Raw genomic sequence first — 25117 nt, forward strand, 5'->3', positions numbered from 1 at the left:
TTTTATTTTTTATTAAAAGCTCTTCTTTAATTTTTCTATCATCTCATCAATGTGAACTTCTTCAATTATAAGTGGAGGTAAAAATCTCAATACATTTCCCGCTGCAGATGCAACTGTAAGTCCATTTTCAAGGGCTTTATTTACTATTTCTCCAACTTTTTTATCTTCTCTTAATTTTAAACCCCTCAATAGGCCTTCACCTTTAAGTTCTAAAATAAAATCATATTCACTAGCTAAATCTTTTAATCTATCTTCAAAGTAAGCTGATATTTTATTTACATGTCCCAATATATCTTCTTTTTCAAATATGTCTATAACTGTGGAAACTGCTCTTCCTGCCATTGGATTTCCACCATAAGTGGTTCCATGATCTCCGGGTTTTAATGAGTGGTCAGCCAGTTTTTCATTTACTAAAAAAGCACCTACAGCTATTCCATTTCCAAGAGCTTTAGCCGATGTTACCACATCAGGTTTAATTCCAAACTTTTGGAATCTATAAAAACTACCTGTTCTACCAACTCCACACTGAATTTCATCAAGGATTAGCAAAATATCATTTTCATTGCATATTTTTTCAACTTCTTTTAAAAATTCTTCAGTTCCAACATTTACTCCGCCCTCTCCTTGAATAGGTTCTAGGATTATGGCTATAGTATCTTTGTTAATTAGTTTTTTCACGCTATCTATGTTATTGTACGCAGCAAACTTCACACCTTCTAATAGTGGCATAAAAGGTTTTCTATAAGCTTCATTTCCTGTTACCGAAAGTGCACCAAGTGTCCTTCCATGAAAAGAATGTTCAAAAGCTATTACTTCATAGTTTCCCTCGCCTTTTTTTTCATAGGCATATTTTTTTACTACTTTTAATGCTCCTTCAATTGCTTCTGCTCCACTATTTGTAAAAAATACTTTAGTCATTCCGCTAACTTTTACCAACTTTTCTGAAGCTTCAGCAATAGCTGTATTGTAGTATAGATTTGAAGTGTGAAGTAATTTTGATGCTTGGTCTTGAATGTTTTTTATAAACTCTTCATTGCTATACCCTAGCCCAATTACTCCTATACCACTTACAAAGTCTAAATACTTATTGCCCTCTGTATCATATAAGTATACTTCTTCTCCTCTTTCAAATACAACAGGCATCCTATTGTAAGTTTTTAAAATATTTTCTTCAACTGTATCTATATATTTATTCACAAAATTTCCTCACTTTTATAAATTAATGTACCTATTCCTTGATTGGTAAATATTTCCAATAGCAAACTGTGGGACTTACGCCCATCTAAAATATGGACTCTCTTTACACCGCCATTTACAGCAGATATACAGTTTTGAATTTTTGGAAGCATTCCACCTTCAATTCTTCCTTCTTCTACTAACTTCTCCGCTTCTTCTACGGAAATCCTAGAAATTAAAGAACTCTTATCTTCAAAATCCAAATAAAATCCTTCAGTGTCAGTTAAAAAACCTAACTTTTCTGCTCCCAGTGCAACTGCAATTCCAGCAGCAGCTTCATCTGCATTAATATTGTACATTTGATAGTTTTCATCTAAACCTATAGGACAAATCACAGGAACATAGTCATTATCCAAGAGAATAGATATTAAGTCTGTATTTACACTTTCTATATCTCCAACAAATCCTATATCCTTCCCATCTACTAATTTCCTATTTACTTTAATTGTAAATCCGTCTTTTCCGCTTAACCCTACAGCTTTTACTCCTACACTTTCCATATAGGAAACCAGACCCTTATTTACACTTCCCAAGACCATTTCAGCAATTTCCATAGTTTCAGTATCAGTTACTCTAAGTCCCTTGTAAAACTCGGACTCTAATCCCCTATACTTTGACCATCTGGATATTTCATTGCCACCACCGTGAACTATTACCGGCTTTATTCCAACTGACTTTAAAAGCGCTACGTCTTTCATAACATTTTCTTTTAAAAGGTCATCTACCATTGCACTTCCACCATACTTTATAACTACTATTTTTCCATTTAGTTCTTGTATGTATGGCAATGCCTCTATTAGCACATTTGCTTTATATTCAATTTCATTAAAATCTGCTTTTTCAACCATAACTACTCTCCTTAAAATATAAAAGTTCCAATTTATTATTAATTTTAACTATGGAAACATTGGAACTTGGAATATAGCTTCTGACTCTTTAAATCCAAACATAATATTCATATTTTGAATAGCTTGACCAGCGGCACCCTTTACTAAATTGTCTATTGCACTTATTACTACTAGCCTATTAGTTCTCTCATCAACTTTAAAGTTAATATCTACATAATTACTTCCTTGAATCCACTTGGTTTCAGGATAAACTCCTTCATCTAAAAGTCTAATAAAATATTCATCTCCATAGTATTTTTCATAAATAGATTTAATATCCTGATAAGTTTTCTCACCATTTAAATTTACATAGGATGTAGCTAAAATTCCCCTGTTCATTGGTATTAAGTGAGGTGTGAAGTTTATAATAATATTTTCATTTGCTCCATAGCTTAACTGCTCTTCAATTTCAGGAGTATGTCTATGGTTGGTTATTCCGTAAGCTTTAATATTTTCATTTACCTCACAGTATAAATTAGCTAGGCTGGTTCCTCTACCTGCTCCAGTTGTCCCTGACTTTGCATCTATTATAATACTGTTTACATCAATAATTTTTTCTTTCACAAGTGGATAAAGTGCCAATATAGATGCTGTAGTATAGCACCCGGGATTTGCAACAATTCTTGCATCTTTAATTTTATCTCTATTAATTTCACAAAGTCCATACACAGCTTCTGCTATAAATTCCGGCGACTTGTGATCAAGCTTATACCACTCTTTATACACATCTATATTTTTTATTCTAAAATCTGCACTTAAATCTACTATTTTAACTCTATCTAAAAGTTTTTCGTTTACAATTCCAGAACAATATCCCTGAGGTGTGGCTGTAAATATTAAGTCAACTTCTTTGCTTAGTTCATCAACATCTCCACCAACACAAGTGCTGTCGACTATCTTAAAAAAATTGCCAAATACTTTACTGTATTTTTCCCCTACATAACTTTGAGAGTATAGCCATTTTATTTCCACCTCTTTGTGGTTTAGCAACATTCTTACCAGTTCTTCACCTGCATAACCTGTGGATCCAACAATACCAACTTTTAACATTTCATCACCTTCCATTTAGATATTTCCAAACATTATAACACAAATTAGAAGTGATTCATATTATTACTTTGCCACTTTAACTTATAAATAAAAGATATTTCAATAAAAAAGAACAGATTTTAAGCTCCCTTACTTACCAATTATCTAAAGCAGCTTTATCTTTTCTCCAGTGAATAAATTCAATATAGTTTCTTAATTCTTCTTTTTCCTTTTCTATAAACATTCTCAATATTTCTTCATGCTCTTTATTCGTTACGATTAGCTCTTCTTTTATTTTACTAGTTTCAATTCTAGAATAATCTGTTCCTATAAATTTTTTCTTTAGTTTGATTATTTCTAAAAGCATTTTTTTATTTTCACATTTATATATATACACATCATGAAATTTATTTTGTATTTCATTGTATTTAGTATACAATTCATTATTTATTGCAGAATACATTGCATCAATATAAAATTTCATAATAGAATAGTCATCTTCATCTAAGATATCAACAGTTAAACTTGCTATTTTACCATCTAATAATCCTATTATCTCATAGTAATTTTCTACATCTTCTTTTGAGTACTGTTTTATTCTAAAGCCCTTTCTTGGCTCATGTTCAAGTATGTCATCAGAGCTCAATTGGAAGAGAGCTTCCCTAACTGGTGTCCTGCTAATGTTTAGTTGTTCAGCTAAAAATTGCTCTGTTATCTTATCATCACGCTTCATATTTCCAAGAGAAATTTGTTCTGATAAAAAGTTGTATACGCTGTCTTTCATATTCATAATTACTCCTTAAGGTCTATTATAATCTTTATTTAAATTATGCTGTATTTTTCTATTATATTTTACCACAATAATTAAAAAAAGTCTTGAAACTTAACATTGTATATTGTATACTATTCTTGTAAGGAAAAGTAAATACAAAATTTAAGGAGGATTTATTATGTTTAAAAATGTTATTGTTCGTGTTCCATCTAAAACTATTAGTGAAGGTTTAACCAGTGCCCATGAAGGCAAGCCAGTATATGAAAAAGCTTTAGTTCAACATGAAAACTATGTAAGTGCTTTAACAAAAGCAGGTGTAAATGTAACTGTTCTAGAACCTAAGGATGAATTTCCGGATTCTTGTTTCGTTGAAGATGTTGCCCTATGCACTAGTAAGTGTGCAATTATAACTCGCCCTGGTGCAGAAACTAGAAGAAAAGAAGCTGAACTCGACGATATGATTGAAGCATTAAAATCTTTCTATGATAATATTGAATACATCAAAGCTCCAGGAACTATTGAAGCAGGAGATATTATGATGGTTGGAGATCACTTCTATATTGGACATTCTGCACGTACTAATGAAGAAGGCGCTAGACAAATGATTGAAATTCTAGAAAAATACGGACTTTCAGGTCAAGTTGTAGAAATGAAGGAAATGCTTCATTTAAAAACCGGCCTTGCATATTTAGAAAACAACAATCTTTTAGTTGCTGGTGAATTTAAAACAGCTCCAGAATTTGAAAAATTTAACAAAGTTCCAGTTGAAATGGACGAAGCATATGGCGCTAACTGTATTTGGGTTAATGACTATGTACTAGTACCTGCAGGATATCCTAATGTACAAAAGAAAATTGAAGATTTAGGCTATAAAGTTTTAGTTGTAGATACTTCTGAATATAGAAAAATTGACGGCGGATTAAGTTGCTTGTCACTAAGATTCTAATTTAACTCTTTTCATTATTGATATCACCCCTAGTCTTTTATAGTTAGGAGGAGTTCTATGGAAAAAGACGATAAAAAACTTAATGTCGTATCATTAGTAGGTATTATTGTCAGTGCAATAATAGGCGCCGGAATTTTTAATCTTCCAAAAGAAATGGCTAGTTCTGCATCAGCTGGAGTTACTATCCTAAGTTGGCTTATTGCCGGCTTAGGTATGGGCTCTCTGGCATTTTGTATGCAAAACTTAAGTAACAAAAAGCCAGATTTACATGCCGGAATTTTTAGTTTTGCTCAAGAGGGTTTTGGAGATTTTATGGGATTTAATTCAGTCTGGGGTTATTGGGTTTCAGTAATTATTGGAAATGTTGCATTTGGAACACTAATGTTTAGTGCAATAGGATATTTTTTTCCAGCTTTTGGGAATGGTGAAAACATCCTCTCTATTATAGGTGCCTCCCTTATATTGTGGCTTATTCACTATATAATTTGTAAGGGTCTTGACAATGCAACCTTTTTAAATAACTTGGTTATGGTGGCAAAATTAATCCCCATAATAATATTTATTGTTTGTGTAATTGGTGGATTTAATAAGGGAATTTTCTTTCACCGCTTCTGGAGTATGAATACTGACAACTTTTATCTTCCAGATGTAGTTCATCAATTAAAAAATACTATGTTGGTAACTGTTTGGGTCTTTATTGGAATTGAAGGTGCTGTTGTATTTTCAGGACGTGCTAAAAAACGTAGTGACGTTGGAAAGGCAACACTACTTGGATTCGCAGCTGTAACTGTAATATATATGAGCATTACTGTATTTTCATATGGAATTATGACTCAAGCTGAAATTCAAAGCTTACCAAATCCTGCAATGGCCTATATACTCGAAAGAGTTATTGGGAAACCAGGTGCTATTATTGTAAACTTAGGCGTAATAATTTCTATATTTGGAGCTTGGATTGCAAATACACTTCTTGCTGAGGAGGTATCTTATCAAGCTGGAGAAAGAAAATTATTCCCTGTAATTTTTACTAAGGAAAATAAAAATCAAGTACCAGTTAATGCACTATTAATTACAAATATTATAGTACAAATATTGTTGTTGTCATTTTTAATAACTGATGAAGCTTATTCACTTCTGTCACAACTTTCATCTGCAACAATCTTGTTACCTTATACTTGCGTAGCTCTATATCAGCTAAAATTAACTCACACAGAAAAATCTTCCGATTCAACTAAAAATTATATCATTGGAATAATTGCCACAGTTTATATGTTTTGGCTAATATATGCTTCAGGATTTATATATACTATATTGACAATATTAACACTATTGCCAGGTGCTATTATGTTCATTTACGTAAAGAAATACTACAAGCAAAAAGTATTTAAACCCTATGAAATTTTTATCTTCATAGTAATAGCAGTATTATTTGTATATGGAATGACACAACTTCCAGTACTTATGAAAATGTAAATTATTTAAAATAACTCTATATATAAAAAGAACTGTTTTTAACTAAGCAGTTCTTTTTATTTCTGCAATATGCTAAAATAAATGTGATTGGAGGTTATGAATATGTCTGATATTATTTCAATAAAAAATCTTATAAAAGATGTACTAAACGACTTAAAAGACGTAGAAAGTGATTTGCGCTCTGCAAGAAATTGGGGTATTTATGATATGATTGGTGGAAAATCTATTTCCAGCTTTATAAAACACAGTAAAATTAATAAGGCAGAAAAAAAATTCAACAATCTGTCAAAAAAGCTAAGTTTACTACAGTCAGAGTTAAATAGTTCAAATATAGACTTTGATGGAAATTTTAACACTAGCGGATTAAACCAATTCTTAGATGTCTTTATGGACAATATATTTTCTGACTTGTTTACTCAATCTAAAATATCCAACAGTCTAGAAAAAGTTAAAAAACTTAAATACTCACTTGAAGATTTACAAAATAGATTATAAGAATATTATTTATATTTAATACTTTCTTTGATAAAACTTAACAATTATTTGATTGAAGATATTAACTTAAGTGTATATAATTAAAATATAAAATATATTAATTTAGGAGATTTTATGGAAAAATCTGATAGTTATAAAGTTTTAATTGAAGAAGAAGTGGATGCTTTAAAGTACAACTCCAGATTTATGGATACAAAAAAATATATGCAACATGGAGATACCAGTATATATGAACACTCAATAAGTGTTGCACTTCTAAGTTGCAATATTGCTGAAACTTTAAATATAAAAGTAAATTATAAAAATATGATAAGAGGTGCCCTACTTCACGATTATTTTCTATATGATTGGCACGACAAAAACAACGGAGTTTCTCTACATGGTTTTACTCACCCTAAAGCCGCTTGGAAAAATGCCAGTAGAGATTTTAATTTAAATAAAACTGAGGAAAATATAATTCTTAGACACATGTTTCCACTAGTTCCACTTCCACCAAAATATGCTGAAAGTTGGATAGTCTGTATTGCAGATAAAATCTCCGCTGCGTCAGAGACAGTAGCTCCTGTTAAACACAGCTTTAAAAGTTCTATTAGTTTCTGTAATAAGCTAATTATGCTTGCAAAAAATTTAGTTGTAAGTTAAAAAAGATAGCAATCTTAAGATTGCTATCTTTTTTAACTTATCTGGAACCTCCTCCTGAGCCGCCACCAAAGGAACCTCCGCCTCCACCTCCACTACTACTGGAAGAAAAGCTGCTGCTATAAGATGAAGAAAATCCTCTCGAAAAACTATTTACATAGTAAATTGTTGCTAAGTCATAGTTAGTCTCATTAGAATAACTTGGATATATATTTTCAAATTCTTTTTTTACTTCCTCAGTTATTCCAAAAAGAGCTGCATATATCATAAAGTCATCCCAAATGTGAACATTGTAAGAATCTCTGGAATTTAACATTGAATAGTCTTTTAGATAATGTTCAAATTTAACAAGATTTCCCCAAAGTTCTCTTCCCTCTTCGCTATAAGTTGTAGTTATATATTTAGTGTATTTGTTAACTTGAATTTTAATTTCCAAATATCCATCTTTTCTAAGTTTGCTCTTAGATCTATTTTTAAATTCTTCAAGTTTACGCTCTAATTTTTCGTAGTTTTCCTTTGCCCAATTTTTAAAGTCTTTTTCATCTAAAACTCCGTCGCCCTCTGATGCCTCAAGCATTATTTCATAAAAGTATTTTTCTACGAAGTCTGTAGATTTAATAGCACTTTGTTCAAAGATTTTAAAAGATACTTTTTCCTTTTTAAATAAAAGTCCCTTTTCTTCTTTTACAGCTTCTATTTTTCCCTCTTTTATCCACTTTAGTAAATATGCAGAGATGTAATTTTCCATAGTATTTGTCCAATTTCTTTCCAAAATTACATATAAATCTCCTATATCGCCATTATAGGGCACTTCTCTAAAGTACTCATCTCTTCTATATTGCTTCTTATCTATATTTAACCTGTCATCTTTCCATCCTTCAAATTCATCAGATTGAACGTATTTTTCCCACTTTTTAAGCAAAAAGACTATTAGTAAAATTACTCCAAGTGCTGCTAATATTAAAGAGGCAATTCCCAAAGTACTTTTAAAAAATCCAATAACTTTACTTTCCTTTTCATAGTAAGACCCTTTAAATCCCATGTCCTTATAGTATTCAAAATCTTTATCTATTACAGAAGTAGTTTCAAACATTCCAAAGTTAAACCTTGTTAAAATAGTTAAATACTCACTTTTATTTAAACTTTTAAGAGACTTCATCTCAATTTTTCCGTCTTTAAATTCAATGTTTCCAGTACATCCAAAAAACCAAATCTTAGCATTGTCTTTATTGATATTGTACTTATCTGATGAAATTGTAACACTTACTTCTTTTGGCGGTTCTGACAAATCATCATTTATAAACCTCCAATAGAGCAATTGGGCGTCTTTTAACTCTTTAATATAATTTGTAACAGTGTATTTAACTGTAAATTCATTGTTTGCATACTCTGTCTTTCCATAGCAAAGCTCATATCCACTACCAGTCTTTACTATTCCATACTTTCCTGTCTTTTCTTCAAAAGACCCATCTACATCCCAATCCTCTTCATATTCCATCGGCTTTCCATTAAATAAAACTGAGTAGTCTTTTATTTCCGAGTCTGTTAAATTATCAATTACAATATAGTGCTCAGTTTTGTCATCATCGTAGTAATTCCACTTACTGGTAATTACAGCGTCTCCATTGTCTTGAAGCTCAACATCTATGTCAACCTTATTTAATTCTGTGGCGTAGCTCTTAATTGGAAAGACCACTATAGTTAACATAAGTATAATTAACTGTAAAATTTTATTTTTCATATATCAAGTCCTTTATATAGTTTGAAAAAGGTGTGATTAAAATACTATTTTAACCGCACCTTTAGAAGTTAATTCCAACTTGGAACTTCGTTTTTTTCTTTTGTATTTTCAAAATAAGCTTCCTGTCCAAAATTAAAAGCACTAGCCACTAAACTACTTGGAAAGCTTTGAATATTGGTATTGTATTTAGTAACTGTGTCGTTGTAAATCATTCTTGAGTGTCTTACATTGTCTTCAAATTTTGCAATTTGAATCATTGTATTTTGATATACATCTGAAGCTTTTAAGTTCGGGTAGTTTTCCGCAACTACGTTAATTCTACCCATAGCTTGATTAAATAAATTTTCTTCTGCTTCAAAATCTTTAACATCAGAATTTCTACCAACGCCAGTTCTGCTCTTCGTTATATCTCTCAACAACTCATCTTCGTGTTTCTCATAAGATTTAGTTGCATCTATTAAACTGCTAATGGCGTCCCACCTGGACTCCACTTGTGTTGCTATTTGTCCCTTTGCATTTCTAACCATTTCTCTTTCTCTTACTAAGCTGTTGTACATAGAAACAACTATCAAAGCTACAATAACAACTACTGCTATAATAATTATAAAACTCATATTTTCCTCCAATAAGGTTAAATTTGCAGCTAATTAAATAATCTTTTAAGCTACATTTTTATTATACATAAATTGAACTGATATTACTATAAATTTAAATTGTATTTCATTTCATGGCAACTACTCTATAATTTTTCCATCTTTCTTTAGTGAAGTAATTAAATTAGATAATTTTACAATATTAAAAATAGATACTAAAAATAAAATAATTAGCAGTGTAGTCACAATACTTTTAAGTAGTGTATTCTCCATTGTACTATAACCATAAAACATAGTAAGTAAAGATATTATGAATAAATATATATTAATCCTTCGACGAAATTTTAAATCTGATAAATTACTTTCTACACTTGTAAACAATTTAAAATTTTCTTCACTAGATATTTTTTCTATTATTAAAATTTCTCGGTTAATCATTCCACTTGAAGTTGTAATTTGACCTCCAACAGTAGCATAAGGTCTCCATTTAAATCTCCCTATAGAAAGTGAACCTAAATTAAGGGGAACACTCCAAACACTATAGTTCATCTCACTTAAGAAATTTTCATAATTAACTCTCTTAACATTATTCATATTTCCAATATATTGAACAGCATATTTAACTGCATTATCTGCCTTTTCAAACTCATATATTAATCCACCATATACATATTTTAATTTATATCCATTTTTTGCAACTTTATTTAACCAACCTTCTCTACTTTCAATTGGATTTAAAAATATATGAAATTTTTTCATATTCTTTCCTCCTTTGCTATCTCATCTGCTATACTCAGTGACTCTTTAAGTCTTTTTATTTCGTAGTTTAAATTTTCCCTTCCCAGCTCTGTTATAATATATTCTTTTTTACGAGTTTCAGTTTCTGCCGGCACTTGTTCTATCCATCCTTTTTTTGACAAGTTGTTTATAGCTCCATACAAAGTCCCCGGCCCAAATACAACTCTTCCCTTAGTCTTTTTCTCAACAAACTGTTGAACACCGTAGCCATGATTAGGTTTAGTCATTGCCAGTAAAATTAAAAAGGCTGTTTCTGTCAATGGACTTTCTATTTTATTTTTCATAACATCACTCCTATTACGTTAAACGTAGTATAAGTATATCGTTATACATAGTACGTGTCAAGTAGTAGTATATACTTAAAATTATAAAAGTTGTTGACTATTTTGAAATTATATATTATTATTAGCATATGCTAACAATAAAGGAGGGAGTATGGCCAGACAAATTCAAAGTAAAATTATACGTTCACAACCTGTGTTAAAGTCTTGGTATCCATCAACTGATGAAACTTATTCTCCTAAATCAGAATTAATTTTAAATCTTGAAGAGTGGGAATGTTTAAGGTTAGTTGACTATATGGGACTTTCACAACAAGAAGCCTCTATTTCTATGGAAACTTCAAGACAAAGTGTACAGTACTTACTACAGTCCGCGCGTAAAAAAGTTGCACGTGCTCTAGTTGAATCTATTCCACTGTCAATTGACGGAGGAAATTATACAAAAATTTTAAATGAAAATACATTTAAAGAAGAAGGGAATAATAATATGAAAATAGCAGTTACATTTGAAAATGACAAAGTTTTTTCTCACTTTGGAAGAACTCCATACTTTGCAATTTATGAAATTGAAGACGGAAATTTAAAAAATAAGACTATTGTAGAAACACCAGCATCAGGACATGGTGCACTTGTAGACTTTCTAACAGAACAAAAAGTAGAAGCACTTATCTGTGGGGGTATTGGTGGCGGTGCAGTTAATGCCCTACGTGAATCTGGAATTTCAATTTATTCAGGAGCATCAGGTGATGCTGACGAACAAGTTGACTCATTTATTAAAGGACAACTTCCAATGAGTGGAGAGGCAAATTGTGACCACAAACACGAACATAAACATGAACACGGACATGGAGAAGGCAATTGTCATAACCATGGAAATGAAAATCACAGCTGCCACGATCACAAACATGAACATAAGCATGAACACAAACATTGTAAATAATTTTAAAAATAGATAGTGAAATTTCACTATCTATTTTCATTTTATATATTTAGTTCTTCTTTTTCCTTTATAAAATACTCTTGTTTTTTATAATCTCCAAATAAAACAACTAACACTATTGCAACTATTAAAACAAAAGTAACTCCTAATCCACCTTCAAATCCAAAAGAACCGCCATTTACAAGAGCCATATTTGGATCTGCTACAGAATTAAACAGTACTGAAGCCGATTTCGTTCCACTTACTTCCACACCATATATATTTCCCATGGCAAAATTCCAAATACTATGAATAGCCCCTACTCCCCATATAGAACCTCTCTTTAAAAAATAAAGTGATGCAAAAATTCCAAATAAAGCTAAGTTAAAAGCTGCAAGTCCTGTAAACCCGGGATTTTTAAAGTGCAAAGCTGAAAATAGTATTGAGTTTGTTAAAATCGCAATACTCAAACTATTTTTTACTGAAACTGACACAAATAAATAACCTCTAAGTAAGACTTCTTCACTCATTCCTTGAAATACATAACCTAGAAAAAATAGTAAAAATAATCCCACCGACATTTCTCTATTAATACTGGTAATTTTAAAAGCTCCAGTTGCAATTCCTATTAGTGCAGGAATAGAAATCATTATAAAACCTATTAATAAACCTGCTCCATATTCCTTTAAAATACCTTTTTTTATAAATCCCATACTAAATAGAGATCTTTTTTCTATAAACTTACAGTATAATATTCCAAGTAATGTAGCTCCTAGTGTTGAAAATAGTGTCAATATAGCAATAAGTTCTAAAAGCTCTGTTTCAGCAATTACATTGTTTATTAAACTTAAACCCATTGAGAAAATATACATTACAATTCCTGAAACAAACTGAGATGCAATAAAAATTAATATAAAAATTGCAATTTGAATAATAATATTTCTGCCTTTCATTTCTCTAGCAGCTTGAATAAATGGCTCTGATTTTTTTAATCTTCTATCCAAAATATCATCTCCTATCTTTAATTATATGGTACCCTATTTATCTTTTAATTTCCACATGTCAAAAAACTTTGCCATACTGCTTAAAGTTTCACTATAATCTACCTTTGAAGAGTTTAAATTAATTAATATTGTGGGATATCCCAGTTTTAAGTTTAATTTTAACAACACTCTCTTAATTATTGGCAAACTCTTTAAAAACTTTTCACTATCTTTTAACTCCACTCCAATATATTTTTGACCCATTGAAGTATATCCCACTATGGACTTCACGTCAGCCCACAGTATATAACTCCCACTTATAAAGCTACTCTTCTCTAAAAATCCATTTTTATCAATCTTTAAAATATCTTTAGATTTTAATAACCCATAGATTATATAAATTAGACATATTGAAAAGAATATAACTCCCACAAATCCCACTGCCATTATTAATGATATAAATGTATTGCTATGAGCTATTTCCGGAGCCATCAAAAATACAAAAAAACTTAACAACACCATTAAAGTAGCCATAAAAGTTAAATTTAGCTGCTTTTTAAAACTTCGTCTTATTACAATTTCCTTCATTTATTCCTCCCACTCTTTAAATAATAACTACTCATCTTGAAAATCTTCAAAAATTTCTTCAAATACGTCTGCTACACCATTTTTAAACACATCACTTATGTCCTGATTTATAACTCTACAAATAGAAGCATCCTTAGTAATGAACATAACTTCAAGATAAGCCCCTAAATTAAAATAGTCATAAACTCTTCCTGCACTTTTTGTTCCCTTAATTACAGTATGAGGACTATTTGCAACATATCCCACAATATACATATCCTCTGTAACTACAACCATGGCATCTTGGTCATATTTATTGTCATAATCTTTAATACATATAAGCTTCATCCCAACTTCAAGCAATTCTGACGCCTTGTAGTGTTTTAAACCCGTAACAGTTATAAATAAATTTTCCATCTCTTCTCCAACATCTATAAATACTTTTGTAATTTTAAAGTTAATTACTTTAATATATCTATTTTAACATTAATCTAACAAATAAAAACAGCCGATTTCAATTTAAACCGACTGTTTTTATTTGTTTATTATTTTTATAAAAACCATAATTACATAAACATACTTAAAATCATTGTTACTACTATTCCAACTATTGAAATAATTAACTGACCTGCACACAATGTCTTAATACCTGTCTTAGTATCATATCCATTTATATTGGCAAAAACCCAGAAAAAACTATTGTTAATTTGTGAGCCAAAGTTTGATCCAACACAAGCAGATAAAAATATTAAAACCGGGTCAATATATCCTGCAGTGGCAAGTGGTGCACATAGTGTTGCTGACATAATCATAGCAACTGAACCTGAACCTTGAACAAATTTAGAAAATCCTGAAATTAAAAACGGTATTAACACTAATGGCAATCCACTTCCTATTAAAGTATCAGCTATTTGTTTGTCTATACCTGTTTCACCAATAACCTTTGCTAAAGCTCCACCTGCTGCTGTTATAAATATAATCATACCGCAGCTATTTAAAGATGTATTCATTATTCTAAATATTGCTTCCTTATTCATATATTTCATAAGTAAAACTATTGCAGAAAATACACCAACAGAAATTGCAAAGTTTGAATTTCCCAAAAATGCAAATAAGCTAACTAAAACATGACCTTCTCCCAACGTTGCCTTAAAAGTTGTATTTAACATTATTAAGATAATTGGAATAAGTATTGGAAGTATAGATATAAAGAAGTTAGGTAACGTTTTAGTTTCTTCTTCCTCTTCTTCTATCTCAGCTTCATTTATAACTACGCCCTCTTGATATGTATACCAATCATCAGGCTTTTTTGCTAAGAAAAATTCACAATACGCCCAACCGGCAATTGTCATAATAGCACTTACTAGAAGCCCATACATTATAGCTCTTCCCAAGTCTAAATTTAAAAGTCCTGCAACTGCAATAGGCCCTGGTGTCGGAGGAACCATAGAGTTTGTCGTAAGCAACCCTATTGCAAGTGCCGTTGCCAATGAACCTATTGGAATTTTCTTTGAACGTCTATGTATTGATTTATAAAGCGGAGCTAACATTACATATGCCACATCTACAAATACGGGAATAGAAACTATATATCCACTAATAGCCATTGCCAAGCTTGCACGTTTTTCACCTACCCAACTAAGTATAGTTTCAGCAAGTTGTTTAGCTGCTCCCGACTCCTCTAAATATGATCCCAGCATAGTTCCCATTATAATTACTATACCTACACTACCACATGTTGATGCAAAACCATCTTTTACTGCATCCATGGTTTCCACTCCACCTAATCCCGAGGCAACCCCGATAAATACTGCAGCAATCATAATAGAGATAAATGCATTAATTCTTGTCTTTAGTAACAACACCAAAAGTATTATTAAACCAATAATAAAAGCAACTGTAGTACTCATAAAATCACTCCTTTTAATATTTAATTTTTATATTTTATCTAGTTTTAATAAAGCCATAAAGCTCCTTCATCTGCACTTTTAACAGAATTTTTATAAGCTGTTAGAATTCCAGTTGTCTCTTTAATAGGAATTTTCATTTCTGACTTTCTCTTCTCCCACTCTTCCTCACTTAAATCTACATCAATTGACTCATTATTTAAGTCAATAGTTATAGTGTCTCCATTTTTTATATATGCAAGAGGTCCACCTTCAGCTGCTTCAGGTGATATATGTCCCACGCAAGGCCCTCTGCTTGCTCCTGAAAATCGACCATCTGTTATCATTGCAACAGAAGTATGCAAACCCATTCCAACTAACATTGCTGCTGGTATAGATAGTTCTCTCATTCCCGGACCACCTTTAGCTCCTTCATATCTAATTACTAAGACATCGCCAGGTTTTATACCTGAGTTCATCATACAATCCATAACTTCCTCTTCTGAATCAAATACTACTGCAGGACCTCTATGAACAAACATTTCCTTTGGAACTCCACTTTTTTTAACAACTCCACCTTTTGGCGCTAAATTTCCATATAAAATTGAAAAACATCCGTTTTCTAGTAATGGATTGTCAAATTCTCTTATTACTACGCCATCCGGTTTTGCATTACTATACTCTATCCAATCACCAATACTATTTCCCATTGCATGTGGTGTACTTAAATCTAAAGCAGATTTTATTGAACTCAAACTTGCAAGTACTCCTCCTACTTTAGTGTAGTCATAGAGGTTATATTCAGAAGATGGTTTAAACTTTGCTATAACCGGAACACTTTTTTGAATACTGTCAAATGTTTTTAAATCCAAATCAATTCCCGCCACTTTTGCAATTGCAAGAATATGTAGCACTGCATTTGTTGAACCGCCTGTTGCAGAAATATGTTTTATCCCATTTTCCAAAGATTCTTTAGTCATAAATGTCTTTGCAGTTACATTTTCCTCTACTAATTCTACAATCCTCTCTCCAACATCTCTTGCCTGTTTAAATTTATTTGATGAACAGAAAAGTTCAGTTGTTGAATTAAATGGACATAGTCCTATTACTTCAGCAAAAACTCCCATTGTATTAGCAGTTCCATACATTGAACAAGTTCCACAGGAATGGCAAATGTTTTCCTTATAGAATTCAAAGGTCTCATTAGAAATTTTTCCGGCCTTCCACTTTCCGATAGACTCTTTTAAATCTGGGGTTACAAGTGTTTTGTTCCCATCTTCAAATGGAACCATTGAACCTGCTGTAATAAAAATGCTCGGCAAATCCAATGCCGCCGCTGCCATTAACATCCCTGGAACAATTTTGTCACAAGAACACATAAAAACTAAACCATCAAAACTGTGAGCCCTTACCATTGACTCAATAGAACCTGCTATTAAATCTCTTTGCATGAGAACATAGTTCATACCTCTTAACTGTGATATCCCATCACAAGGAGCAGGGACATTAAATTCAGCAGGTGTTCCGCCAGCAGCCCAAACGCCTTCTTTCACATATCCTGCCAATTCTTTTAATGGTTTGTGTCCCGGGTTTACTTCATTCCAAGAATTGACAATTCCAATAACAGGCTTGTCTATATCTTTTTTTCTAAAACCAACTGAACCCATTAAACCAACATAGTAAGCTTCCGCATTACTGTCTATTTTCTTCACTTTTCTACCTCCTTTTCTTAACTACATTCTATTAATTAAAAACAACAATGTAAAACAATTAATTTTAAGCTATCTAACAACATATTTATTGTGAGCGTTCTTTATTAATACTATGATATGATATTAAATAATATTAATTTACTAAGGAGGTACAACTGTGAATAAAAGCTATGAATTATTTTTAATTGCAGCTGAAGAATTAAATTTTACAAAGGCAGCTAAAAAAACTTATGTCACACAACAGTGCATGAGCGACCATATTATGCGCCTCGAAAAAAAACTTAACTCACAATTATTTGTTAGAAAGCCCTCTCTTTCACTGACTCCACAAGGAGAAGCTCTCGTTAAAACCATTAAACAAATGGAAATATTGGAAACTAATTTAGAAAATGAACTATTGGAATTAAATAAAGAAGATATGGGTTCTTTTTCATTTGGAATTAATACTACAAGAGCTCGAATACTAATACCTGAAGTCATTCCTGAGTATAGAAAGTCTTTTCCAAATGTAGACATTTCAATTATTTTAAATGAAACACAAACTATGGAGAAAATGGTAATTGATGGTAGTTTAGATTGTTTTTTAGGGGTTAATACTAATCTTCATAAATCTTTAAATATAACTCCTATTGGAACTGATGCCGTGTATTTAATTATTTCAGTTGGGACACTTAAAGCTTGTTTTAAGGAAAACTATATTGATTTCATTAATAAATCAAAATATGGAGTAAACCTTGAAAACTTTAAAGATATACCTTTTACTTTAAACTTGGCATATAGCACTACTACAGAAGTTTTTAATAAATATTTAATAGAAAATAAAATTATACTTGCCAACAACATTTCAATAAGTGACTATGACACACAATTTTTAATGTGTAAAAAAAGTAGTACAGCAACTATTAGTCCTGAATTAATACTACAGAGAATTATTGAAAGTAATAAATATTCTCCAGAAGATTCATTTTTATGTGCGTTTCCAATTAACACACTGGAAACAAATCTGGAATTAAGTTTTGTTACAAATGTAGATTATAAAATGACAAAATTTTTAAAAGTATTCTTTGAAATTTTAAAAAATGAAATTGACATACTTCATAATAAAAAAGGCAAATATATTGTTCCCAATTACATAAAATAACTATATTATCCCATTAAAATGTAATTATTACTTAAATTTAACATGTAATAAATTATTACCTATATTGACAAATTAAGCATATCAATATATTCTTACATTAAGATAATAAAGTTAAGAGGTGATTAGTCCGGAATATTAAATATTTTAAAAATATATTAATAACTGGAAAAGAGTAAATAAAGTCAACAAAATAGGTTGAAACAGCTACTTATGTAGTTATTTTTGTATGCCTATCTTTGATTTGATTTTACTCTTTATATAATCTTTTCTTATTAGAAAAGCCATAGAGTAAAATCTATGGCTTTTTTATTATTCAAATTTAAGGAGGAATACTTATGTTAGAAAAAAATAACTGTCTACTAGAAAAACCAGAACTATTTAAAACTGGAGAAATACTATTTTGGGAAGATGAGTATATTTCAAGGCAACTTTTGAACGCTCACCTTAATCCATCTATTGACAGTGCAAGTAGAAAAATTGACTTTATTGAAAAGTCTGTAGAGTGGATTTTCAAAATTGCATCTCCATTAACCAATCCGCTCCTATTAGATCTCGGCTGCGGCCCAGGACTATACGCTGAAAAATTTTCTCAATTAGGCTATGATGTTACTGGAATCGACATTTCAAAAAATTCTATAAAATACGCTAAGAATTCAGCTCTTAGCAAAAATCTAAACATTAATTATTTGGTTTGTGACTATTTAAAATTAAACTATAAAAATTCTTTTGACCTTGCCACATTAATATATTGTGATTACGGAGCATTATCAGATTTAAATAGAAAATTATTATTAGAAAAAATTTATCTTGCTTTAAAACCTAAGGGCAGACTATTATTTGATGTGTTTTCTACAAGAAAATTCCACTACTTTTCTGAAAATAAAACTTGGAATGTTTTTAAAAATAATGGTTTTTGGAGTCCACACAAATATTTAGAATTAATTGCAAGATATAAATACCCCAACTATATAACTTTGGAACACTATACTATAATAACTAATAAAAATACTAAAAGTTACTATGTATGGAATAGCCATTTTAATAGAGAAACTTTAATCAAAGAGTGCAGAGATGCTGGATTTAATATTCTCGATATCTATGGAAATGTCGCTGGAGAAAAATATACAGAAAATAGTAATACTATTGCCATTTTGTTAGAAAAGCCACTATAGTTTAGCTTTAATTAAATAATATATTCAAACTACAATTAACCTTAAAATAAAAGCAGGTCATTACTTCAATGGTTTTGAAATAATGACCTGCTTAACTTACTAAAATTTAATTTTAAGAATATGCTCTATTAAGCGCTTCTAACACTTCTTCATAGGAGTCTATATAAATTCTATACAGTTCTTTATAAATTGAGTCAGTATCAGTTAATGGAAATTTAATTTTAGAGGTATATGCCAACTCCATACATTTTAACGCCACATCGTGAGCTCTCTTTTCATTATTTGTCATAATAGATACCACCTTTCAAATTTTAAAAGTTTTCTATGTATTTAATTACACCTTATTCTATCTATAGTTTATTTACCCCAAATATTCTGCTTTCAATTTTAAATTTTCTTACAACTAAAGTTCACTTTCTAAGTTTAAAATTATTTCTCCTGCTCTTATTGTATCTTCTCTGGAAATATCGCTATAAAATACGAGCCTAACTTTATTTTCCAGAACTGGCCGTATATAAAGTCCCTTTTCTTTTGCTCTTTCACAAAATTCTTCTGTTGAAAGTTTAGTCTTTTCTATATCTAACATAACAATATTTGTCTCAATATTTCCTTGAACTCTTATTTTTCCGTTACTCTTTACCATATTTCCAAAGTACTTTGCATTTTCATTGTCCATTTTTAATTTCCCAATATTATTTTTAAGTGCATATAGTCCAGGTGCTGCAATAACTCCTGCCTGTCTCATATTACCACCTAATATTTTCTTTACTTCCAGCACTTCCCCTATAAAAGCACTATTACCTAGTAGTAGTGAACCCATTGGAGCTCCAAGCCCTTTAGACAGACAAAACATAACCGAATCTACATATTTTACAATTTCTCTTAAATCAACTTTTAAACTAAAAGCTGCATTAAAAATCCTAGCTCCATCCATATGTATTAGCACACTGTGTTTTTTCGACAATTTATGTATTTCTCTTAATTTTTCTAAACCTATACAAGTTCCTCCGGCAAAGTTGTGAGAATTTTCTAATATTAATAATTTTATATTTCCACCTTGTAAATTTTTCTCCAAACTTTCTAAACAGGGAGTTCCATTTTCATCTAAATTATAAAACACAGGCTGTAATTGTCCAAACTTACTGCTAAATACAGCTTTTTCTGTCTTATAAATGTGCTGAATTTTATCTACTAACACTTTATCTTCAGGTTTACAATGAGTTAATATTGCTGCATTATTTGCCAATGTTCCTGACGAAAAAAATACTGCTCTTTCTTTCTCCAGTAAACTACAAGCATAGTCTTCAAGTTCATTTACTGCTCTATCTTCTCCTCTTCCAAATCTGTCTAATCTACCTGAATCTCCTAAATCCTCTATCTTTATACTTTCAAGCATTTCTCTTGTGGGAATTGAAAGTGTATCACTTCTTAAATCAATCATATTTTCTCCTCCTAGCTTTAGTTCTTTAGCTATATTATATATAATATTTAAAGTTTATAAAACTATATAAAAATGCCTAAGCAATTAACTTTGCCTAGGCATTTTCACTATTTATTGTAGTTATCATTTAAATATTCCATTGCTTCTATATATCCATTAAATCCTCTATTTGAAATACTCTTTACACAAGCTACTCTAATATAGGAAATTTTTCTAAAATCTTCTCTATTATTTACATCTGAAATGTGAACTTCTACTGTGGGAATTTCAACAGCTTTTACAACGTCTAAAATTGCCACACTGGTATGTGTATAGGCGGCAGGATTAATGACTATTCCGTCAAATACACCATATGCCTCTTGAATTTTATCTACTATTGCACCTTCATGGTTTGACTGAAATGTCTCCAGCTCAATATTTAGTTCACCGGCTCTTTTCTCAATCATCTTTATTAATTTTTCATAGGTTTCAGTGCCATATATATTTTTTTCTCTAATACCTATAAAATTTATACTTGGTCCGTTAATTACTAAAATTTTCATAAAATTTTCCCTCTATTTCTTTTGCAGTTTCCTCAATGTTTTCATTTTGGACTATAATGTCAGAAAAATCAATATATTTTTCCTTTCTCTGCTCATATAGTTTTTCTATTGATTTTGAAAGAGGTCTGTCCTTTCTGTCTAATTTAGATAATTCACGTTCCAATAAAAATAGCATTCCATTTTCTTTCATATAGTAGTAATTTTCTCTTTTTAGAATACTTCCTCCACCTGTAGAAATTACCACTTCATTTTTCATGCAGTGTCTCCTTAACTCCTCTGTTTCAAGTTGCCTAAAGTGTGGTTCTCCATATTGATTTATTATTTCTGAGGGCTTCATTTTAACAGTCTTTTCTATTTCCAAGTCAATATCTATAAACTCTCTATTCATATTTCTTGCGACTGACTTTCCAACTGAAGTCTTTCCCGAGCCGGGCATCCCTATAATTACTATATTTTCCAAAGACATCCTAAATTTTCTCACTACTTCATCTATTAACTTATCTTCAATTTTACTATTAGTAAATATTTCACTTGCAAATTTTGCCTGTCCTATTAACATTTCAAGTCCATTTACAGCTTTTATACCTTTATTTGCAGCATCTATTAAAAGTTTCGTCCTCGTTGGATTATAGATTACATCTACTACAACTTCAAGGTTTTTAAATTTGTCTAAGTTAATAATTTCATCAGGACAATTTGGGTACATTCCCACTGGAGTTGAATTTATTAAAATTTCTGAATCAATATAAGATTCCTCATCTTTATAAGTTATATTTCTTGTCCTGGATACTTTTACAATATTCTTTGCACCTAAATCTTCAAGTACTGTCCGTATTGTCTCTGAAGTTGCTCCCGTTCCCAGTATAGCTATTTTTTTACCTATAACTTTTATATTATTGTGCTCTATTAAATATAAAAACCCATTGTAGTCAGTGTTGTAACCATGTAATTTTCTATTCTCATCGTATACAAGTGTATTTACACCGCCTATTCTCTCTGCTTTTTCCGATACATAGTCACAGTATTTTACAACCATCTTTTTGTAGGGCATAGTTACATTTAGTCCCTTAATATTTTCACCTAATATAAATTTTTCTACTTCACTTTCACTTTTTTCAAATAATTCATAATTATATTCTCCAAATTCTCTGTGAATTAGTTTAGAATAGCTATGTCCTAATCCTTTTCCCAATAAGCCATACAACATATTAATCTCCAATTACTTCTCTTTGAAACTCTTTACTTAAATCCATTAAGGTTATAAAGAGTTTTCTAGAATACTTTGAATATTTTTTTGATTCACTTTCAACTTTATTTAATATTTCTTCTTCTCTGGTTTTATTTACAAGTTCAATATTATTTTCAATTTTTCCCAGTGCTATTTTTTCAGAAATATCCATTCTCTTAATAAAACACTTCAAAATTTCTTCATCAACTAAATTAATTTCTCTTCTCAATTCTTCAAGATTCATATAATCTCCTTATATAATAAAATCCAATAGAGTAAATGCTACTAAACTCTCCACCACAGGAACAGCTCTTATTCCAATGCAGGGATCATGTCTTCCCATTATTTTAAGTTTTGTATTTTCTCCTGTATCTAAGTTAACTGAATTTTGCTCTAAAAATATAGATGCAGTTGGTTTTATGGCGACGTCTACTACAATGGGCATTCCATTGGTAATTCCGCCCTGTATTCCCCCACTGTTATTAGTGTAAGTTCTTATAATTCCATCTTTAAAATAAAACTCGTCATTGTGCTCTGAACCTTTCATTTTAGCAGATTCAAATCCACTTCCAAAAGACACTCCCTTTACCCCAGGTATTCCAAACATTATTTTGGCAATGTTGTTTTCTATACCATCAAATATTGGATTTCCCAAGCCGGCTTTAACTCCTATTACACCACATTGCACTATAGCTCCTATGGAATTCCCCTCTTTTTGAATTTCTTCAAGGTAATTTTTTGCGTTTTTTTCGGCTTCTAAATCCAATATGGGAAGTTCTCTATTTAAAATGCTTTTAAAAATTTCATCACTTAACTCAATATCCTTAAAATCTATGTCTTCAATATCTCCAACACTTTTTAAATGAGCTCCTATGAAAATTCCCTTTCTCTCTAAAATCTGTTTGGCAATTCCTCCTGCAAAACACATTGGTGCTGTAAGCCTACCTGAAAAGTGACCTCCACCATTTAAGTCTGCATACCCTTTGTATTTTATATTGGCTGTATAGTCTGCATGTGAAGGTCTTGGAATATTTTTAATTTTTTCATAGTCTGTACTGGTTGCATCTGAGTTTTTAAATGTAACTGCCAGTGGACTTCCTGTAGTATAATCTTTTTTTACACCTGAGAGTATTTCAAATTCATCTTTTTCCACTCTCTTAGTCGTGAATTTTTTGCCAGGCGAGCGCCTTTTTAAAAATTCATTTAATTCAAGATAATTAATTTCTTCTCCAGCGGGGAGTCCATCAATTACGGCTCCTATACCATTTCCATGAGATTCTCCAAATATAGAAAGTTTTAATTTATTACCAACTATTGACGACATATATCTCCTCCTAAAATTTTGAAATCTTCAAAGAATTTTGGATACGACTTATTTACAGCTTCTGACCCAACAATTTTTACTTCATTTTCACAAACTATACTGGCTACTGCTGCTGCCATTACTATTCTGTGATCTCCTCTGGAATTTACTATTCCGCCCTTTAGCTTTTCAATTCCAATTACTGTTAAACCATCAGCTTCTTCCATTGCCATTCCGCCTAAATTATTTATCATTTCTACTGTAGATTTTATTCTGTCACTTTCTTTAAATCTAAGTCTCTTTCCATTTATAAACTTTGTCTCTCCTTTGGAAATAGATGCAACAACTGCCAATACCGGCAACAAATCCGGATGTTCCGATAATTCTATAGTAATTCCCTTTAGAGTTCTTCTGTATACATTTACAATATTTTTTTTAACTTCAATTTTAGCTCCAAATCTTCTAAGTATACTCACAATTTCTCTATCAGGTTGAAGTGATTTTAAATTCAGTTCCTCTACTGAGATTAAATCTCCCAGTGCTGAAGCACAGAGAAAAAAGGCCGCATTTGACCAGTCATTTTCTATTGTAGCCTCTCTATAAATTGTCTTGTAACTTTTTCTCTTTACAATTTTGTTGCCACTTTCCACTATTTCTATTCCATATTTTTCCATTACTTCCACTGTTAAATCTATATAGCTCTTAGATTCCAGTTTTGTTGTAATATTTATTTCAACTTCGTCTTCTAAAATACCCGCTGCCAATAGTAAGCCTGAAATATACTGCGAGCTAATATTTCCCGAAATATTAAAACTCTCTTTGTAATTTAACTTTCCCTCTGTTTCAAAGGGAATAGTCCTTGACGAGAATTTAACACCATGATTTTCAATTTCTTCCACTAAGTCACTAAGCGGCCTCTCCGGAAGGCGTCCCTCTCCTTTAAATATTACTCTTTCATAGATTGTAGTTGCCACAGGTAAGAGAAATCTAAGTGTTGAACCGCTTTCTTTACAGTTTAATATTGGAATGGTTTCTTTTTTTACTATTGGATAGACTACTATTTTACTGCCGTCTATTTCAATTTTTGCCCCTAATTCTTCTAAGCAGCTAATAGTAGCAAGTATATCTTCTGAAAACTCATCTATTTTAAAAGTTGTTGACTTATCTGAAAGTGCAGCACAAATCAACACTCTGTGAGCATATGACTTAGATGTTATGGCCTTTACACTTCCCTTTAAATTGATTGATTCTATTAACATGTTCATATTTTTCAACTCTATTTCTATAATTTAAAATTTAATAGTTAAAACTCACCTTTTGAAATTCAGATTCA

27 protein-coding genes are annotated in these 25117 nt (G+C 30.9%); 7 read left to right on the plus strand and 20 right to left on the minus strand.

Going from position 1 to position 25117, the window contains the following annotated elements; all coding sequences use genetic code 11:
• Positions 1–12: 12 nt before the first annotated feature.
• The 4 genes from BUB47_RS02100 to BUB47_RS02115 all read right to left on the minus strand — a co-directional run bounded on the left by BUB47_RS02100 (position 13) and on the right by BUB47_RS02115 (position 3942).
• Positions 13–1197, minus strand: coding sequence for an aspartate aminotransferase family protein (locus BUB47_RS02100; protein WP_073183262.1), 1185 nt, complete (start codon positions 1195–1197; stop codon positions 13–15).
• On the minus strand, positions 1194–2084 hold the full coding sequence (argB, locus tag BUB47_RS02105) for an acetylglutamate kinase (protein ID WP_073183264.1): 891 nt from the start codon (positions 2082–2084) through the stop codon (positions 1194–1196). Before argB ends, BUB47_RS02100 begins: the two co-directional genes overlap by 4 nt.
• Before the next feature lie 48 nt (positions 2085–2132).
• Complete coding sequence (gene argC / locus BUB47_RS02110) at positions 2133–3188, minus strand: N-acetyl-gamma-glutamyl-phosphate reductase (RefSeq protein ID WP_234945618.1); 1056 nt, start codon at positions 3186–3188, stop codon at positions 2133–2135.
• Between the two features lie 118 nt (positions 3189–3306).
• Positions 3307–3942: a GntR family transcriptional regulator gene (locus BUB47_RS02115; RefSeq protein ID WP_073183265.1), complete on the minus strand. Its 636-nt coding sequence runs from the start codon at positions 3940–3942 to the stop codon at positions 3307–3309.
• Positions 3943–4102: 160 nt separating this feature from the next.
• Between BUB47_RS02115 and BUB47_RS02120 the strand changes: the two genes are divergently transcribed.
• The 4 genes from BUB47_RS02120 (at position 4103) to BUB47_RS02135 (ending at position 7480) form a co-directional block, all read left to right on the plus strand.
• Positions 4103–4870, plus strand: coding sequence for a dimethylarginine dimethylaminohydrolase family protein (locus BUB47_RS02120; RefSeq protein WP_073183267.1), 768 nt, complete (start codon positions 4103–4105; stop codon positions 4868–4870).
• Between the two features lie 57 nt (positions 4871–4927).
• Complete coding sequence (locus BUB47_RS02125) at positions 4928–6343, plus strand: basic amino acid/polyamine antiporter (protein ID WP_073183269.1); 1416 nt, start codon at positions 4928–4930, stop codon at positions 6341–6343.
• Positions 6344–6445: 102 nt separating this feature from the next.
• Positions 6446–6838 (plus strand): hypothetical protein, encoded by a 393-nt coding sequence (locus tag BUB47_RS02130; RefSeq protein WP_083529034.1) that lies wholly within the window; start codon positions 6446–6448, stop codon positions 6836–6838.
• 114 nt (positions 6839–6952) lie between these two features.
• Entirely contained in the window at positions 6953–7480 is a 528-nt protein-coding gene (locus BUB47_RS02135; protein WP_073183273.1) for an HD domain-containing protein, read from the plus strand.
• Between the two features lie 37 nt (positions 7481–7517).
• Here BUB47_RS02135 and BUB47_RS02140 read toward each other — a convergent pair whose 3' ends face one another.
• The 4 genes from BUB47_RS02140 to BUB47_RS02155 all read right to left on the minus strand — a co-directional run bounded on the left by BUB47_RS02140 (position 7518) and on the right by BUB47_RS02155 (position 10893).
• On the minus strand, positions 7518–9218 hold the full coding sequence (locus BUB47_RS02140; RefSeq protein ID WP_073183275.1) for a DUF2207 family protein: 1701 nt from the start codon (positions 9216–9218) through the stop codon (positions 7518–7520).
• Between the two features lie 68 nt (positions 9219–9286).
• Complete coding sequence (locus BUB47_RS02145; RefSeq protein ID WP_073183276.1) at positions 9287–9832, minus strand: LemA family protein; 546 nt, start codon at positions 9830–9832, stop codon at positions 9287–9289.
• A 120-nt stretch (positions 9833–9952) separates the two neighbouring features.
• Positions 9953–10570 carry a DUF2812 domain-containing protein gene (locus tag BUB47_RS02150; protein ID WP_073183278.1) on the minus strand — a complete coding sequence of 206 codons (618 nt, stop codon included), beginning with the start codon at positions 10568–10570 and terminating at the stop codon, positions 9953–9955.
• Positions 10567–10893, minus strand: coding sequence for a PadR family transcriptional regulator (locus BUB47_RS02155; protein ID WP_073183280.1), 327 nt, complete (start codon positions 10891–10893; stop codon positions 10567–10569). Before BUB47_RS02155 ends, BUB47_RS02150 begins: the two co-directional genes overlap by 4 nt.
• 151 nt (positions 10894–11044) lie before the next feature.
• Between BUB47_RS02155 and BUB47_RS02160 the strand changes: the two genes are divergently transcribed.
• Positions 11045–11830, plus strand: coding sequence for a NifB/NifX family molybdenum-iron cluster-binding protein (locus tag BUB47_RS02160; protein ID WP_073183281.1), 786 nt, complete (start codon positions 11045–11047; stop codon positions 11828–11830).
• 41 nt (positions 11831–11871) lie between these two features.
• Here BUB47_RS02160 and BUB47_RS02165 read toward each other — a convergent pair whose 3' ends face one another.
• From BUB47_RS02165 to ilvD, 5 genes are all read right to left on the minus strand, one after another.
• Positions 11872–12813, minus strand: coding sequence for a CPBP family intramembrane glutamic endopeptidase (locus BUB47_RS02165; protein ID WP_073183283.1), 942 nt, complete (start codon positions 12811–12813; stop codon positions 11872–11874).
• Positions 12814–12846: 33 nt separating this feature from the next.
• Positions 12847–13380, minus strand: coding sequence for an STM3941 family protein (locus BUB47_RS02170; RefSeq protein WP_073183285.1), 534 nt, complete (start codon positions 13378–13380; stop codon positions 12847–12849).
• A 27-nt stretch (positions 13381–13407) separates the two neighbouring features.
• Positions 13408–13776 (minus strand): HIRAN domain-containing protein, encoded by a 369-nt coding sequence (locus tag BUB47_RS02175; protein WP_073183287.1) that lies wholly within the window; start codon positions 13774–13776, stop codon positions 13408–13410.
• A 149-nt stretch (positions 13777–13925) separates the two neighbouring features.
• Positions 13926–15269, minus strand: coding sequence for a GntP family permease (locus BUB47_RS02180; protein WP_073183288.1), 1344 nt, complete (start codon positions 15267–15269; stop codon positions 13926–13928).
• A gap of 44 nt (positions 15270–15313) precedes the next feature.
• Positions 15314–16957, minus strand: coding sequence for a dihydroxy-acid dehydratase (ilvD, locus tag BUB47_RS02185; RefSeq protein ID WP_143270583.1), 1644 nt, complete (start codon positions 16955–16957; stop codon positions 15314–15316).
• A 157-nt stretch (positions 16958–17114) separates the two neighbouring features.
• Between ilvD and BUB47_RS02190 the strand changes: the two genes are divergently transcribed.
• Positions 17115–18098, plus strand: coding sequence for a LysR family transcriptional regulator (locus BUB47_RS02190; RefSeq protein WP_073183290.1), 984 nt, complete (start codon positions 17115–17117; stop codon positions 18096–18098).
• 335 nt (positions 18099–18433) lie between these two features.
• Entirely contained in the window at positions 18434–19270 is an 837-nt protein-coding gene (locus BUB47_RS02195) for a class I SAM-dependent methyltransferase (protein WP_073183292.1), read from the plus strand.
• A 112-nt stretch (positions 19271–19382) separates the two neighbouring features.
• On the opposite strand, the gene BUB47_RS09975 is transcribed toward BUB47_RS02195, so the two are convergent.
• The 7 genes from BUB47_RS09975 to aroA all read right to left on the minus strand — a co-directional run bounded on the left by BUB47_RS09975 (position 19383) and on the right by aroA (position 25049).
• A complete protein-coding gene (locus tag BUB47_RS09975; RefSeq protein WP_159430531.1) occupies positions 19383–19559 on the minus strand; it encodes a hypothetical protein in 177 nt (58 codons plus the stop codon).
• A 114-nt stretch (positions 19560–19673) separates the two neighbouring features.
• Complete coding sequence (locus BUB47_RS02200; protein WP_073183293.1) at positions 19674–20711, minus strand: threonine aldolase family protein; 1038 nt, start codon at positions 20709–20711, stop codon at positions 19674–19676.
• A gap of 107 nt (positions 20712–20818) precedes the next feature.
• Positions 20819–21253, minus strand: a complete 435-nt coding sequence (aroQ, locus tag BUB47_RS02205; protein WP_073183295.1) for a type II 3-dehydroquinate dehydratase — start codon at positions 21251–21253, stop codon at positions 20819–20821.
• The gene (locus tag BUB47_RS02210) at positions 21234–22460 is read right to left on the minus strand and encodes a shikimate kinase (RefSeq protein WP_073183297.1); all 1227 of its coding nucleotides are present in this window, start codon (positions 22458–22460) and stop codon (positions 21234–21236) included. The genes aroQ and BUB47_RS02210 overlap by 20 nt, the downstream gene beginning before the upstream one ends.
• A gap of 1 nt (position 22461) precedes the next feature.
• Complete coding sequence (locus BUB47_RS02215; protein WP_073183298.1) at positions 22462–22725, minus strand: chorismate mutase; 264 nt, start codon at positions 22723–22725, stop codon at positions 22462–22464.
• A 9-nt stretch (positions 22726–22734) separates the two neighbouring features.
• Positions 22735–23805 carry a chorismate synthase gene (aroC, locus tag BUB47_RS02220; RefSeq protein ID WP_073183300.1) on the minus strand — a complete coding sequence of 357 codons (1071 nt, stop codon included), beginning with the start codon at positions 23803–23805 and terminating at the stop codon, positions 22735–22737.
• A complete protein-coding gene (gene aroA, locus BUB47_RS02225; protein ID WP_073183302.1) occupies positions 23793–25049 on the minus strand; it encodes a 3-phosphoshikimate 1-carboxyvinyltransferase in 1257 nt (418 codons plus the stop codon). Before aroA ends, aroC begins: the two co-directional genes overlap by 13 nt.
• Between the last annotated feature and the right edge of the window lie 68 nt (positions 25050–25117).

Origin of the sequence: Anaerosphaera aminiphila DSM 21120 (genome assembly GCF_900129925.1) — a bacterium.
GTDB classification, from domain to species: Bacteria; Bacillota; Clostridia; order Tissierellales; family Peptoniphilaceae; genus Anaerosphaera; species Anaerosphaera aminiphila.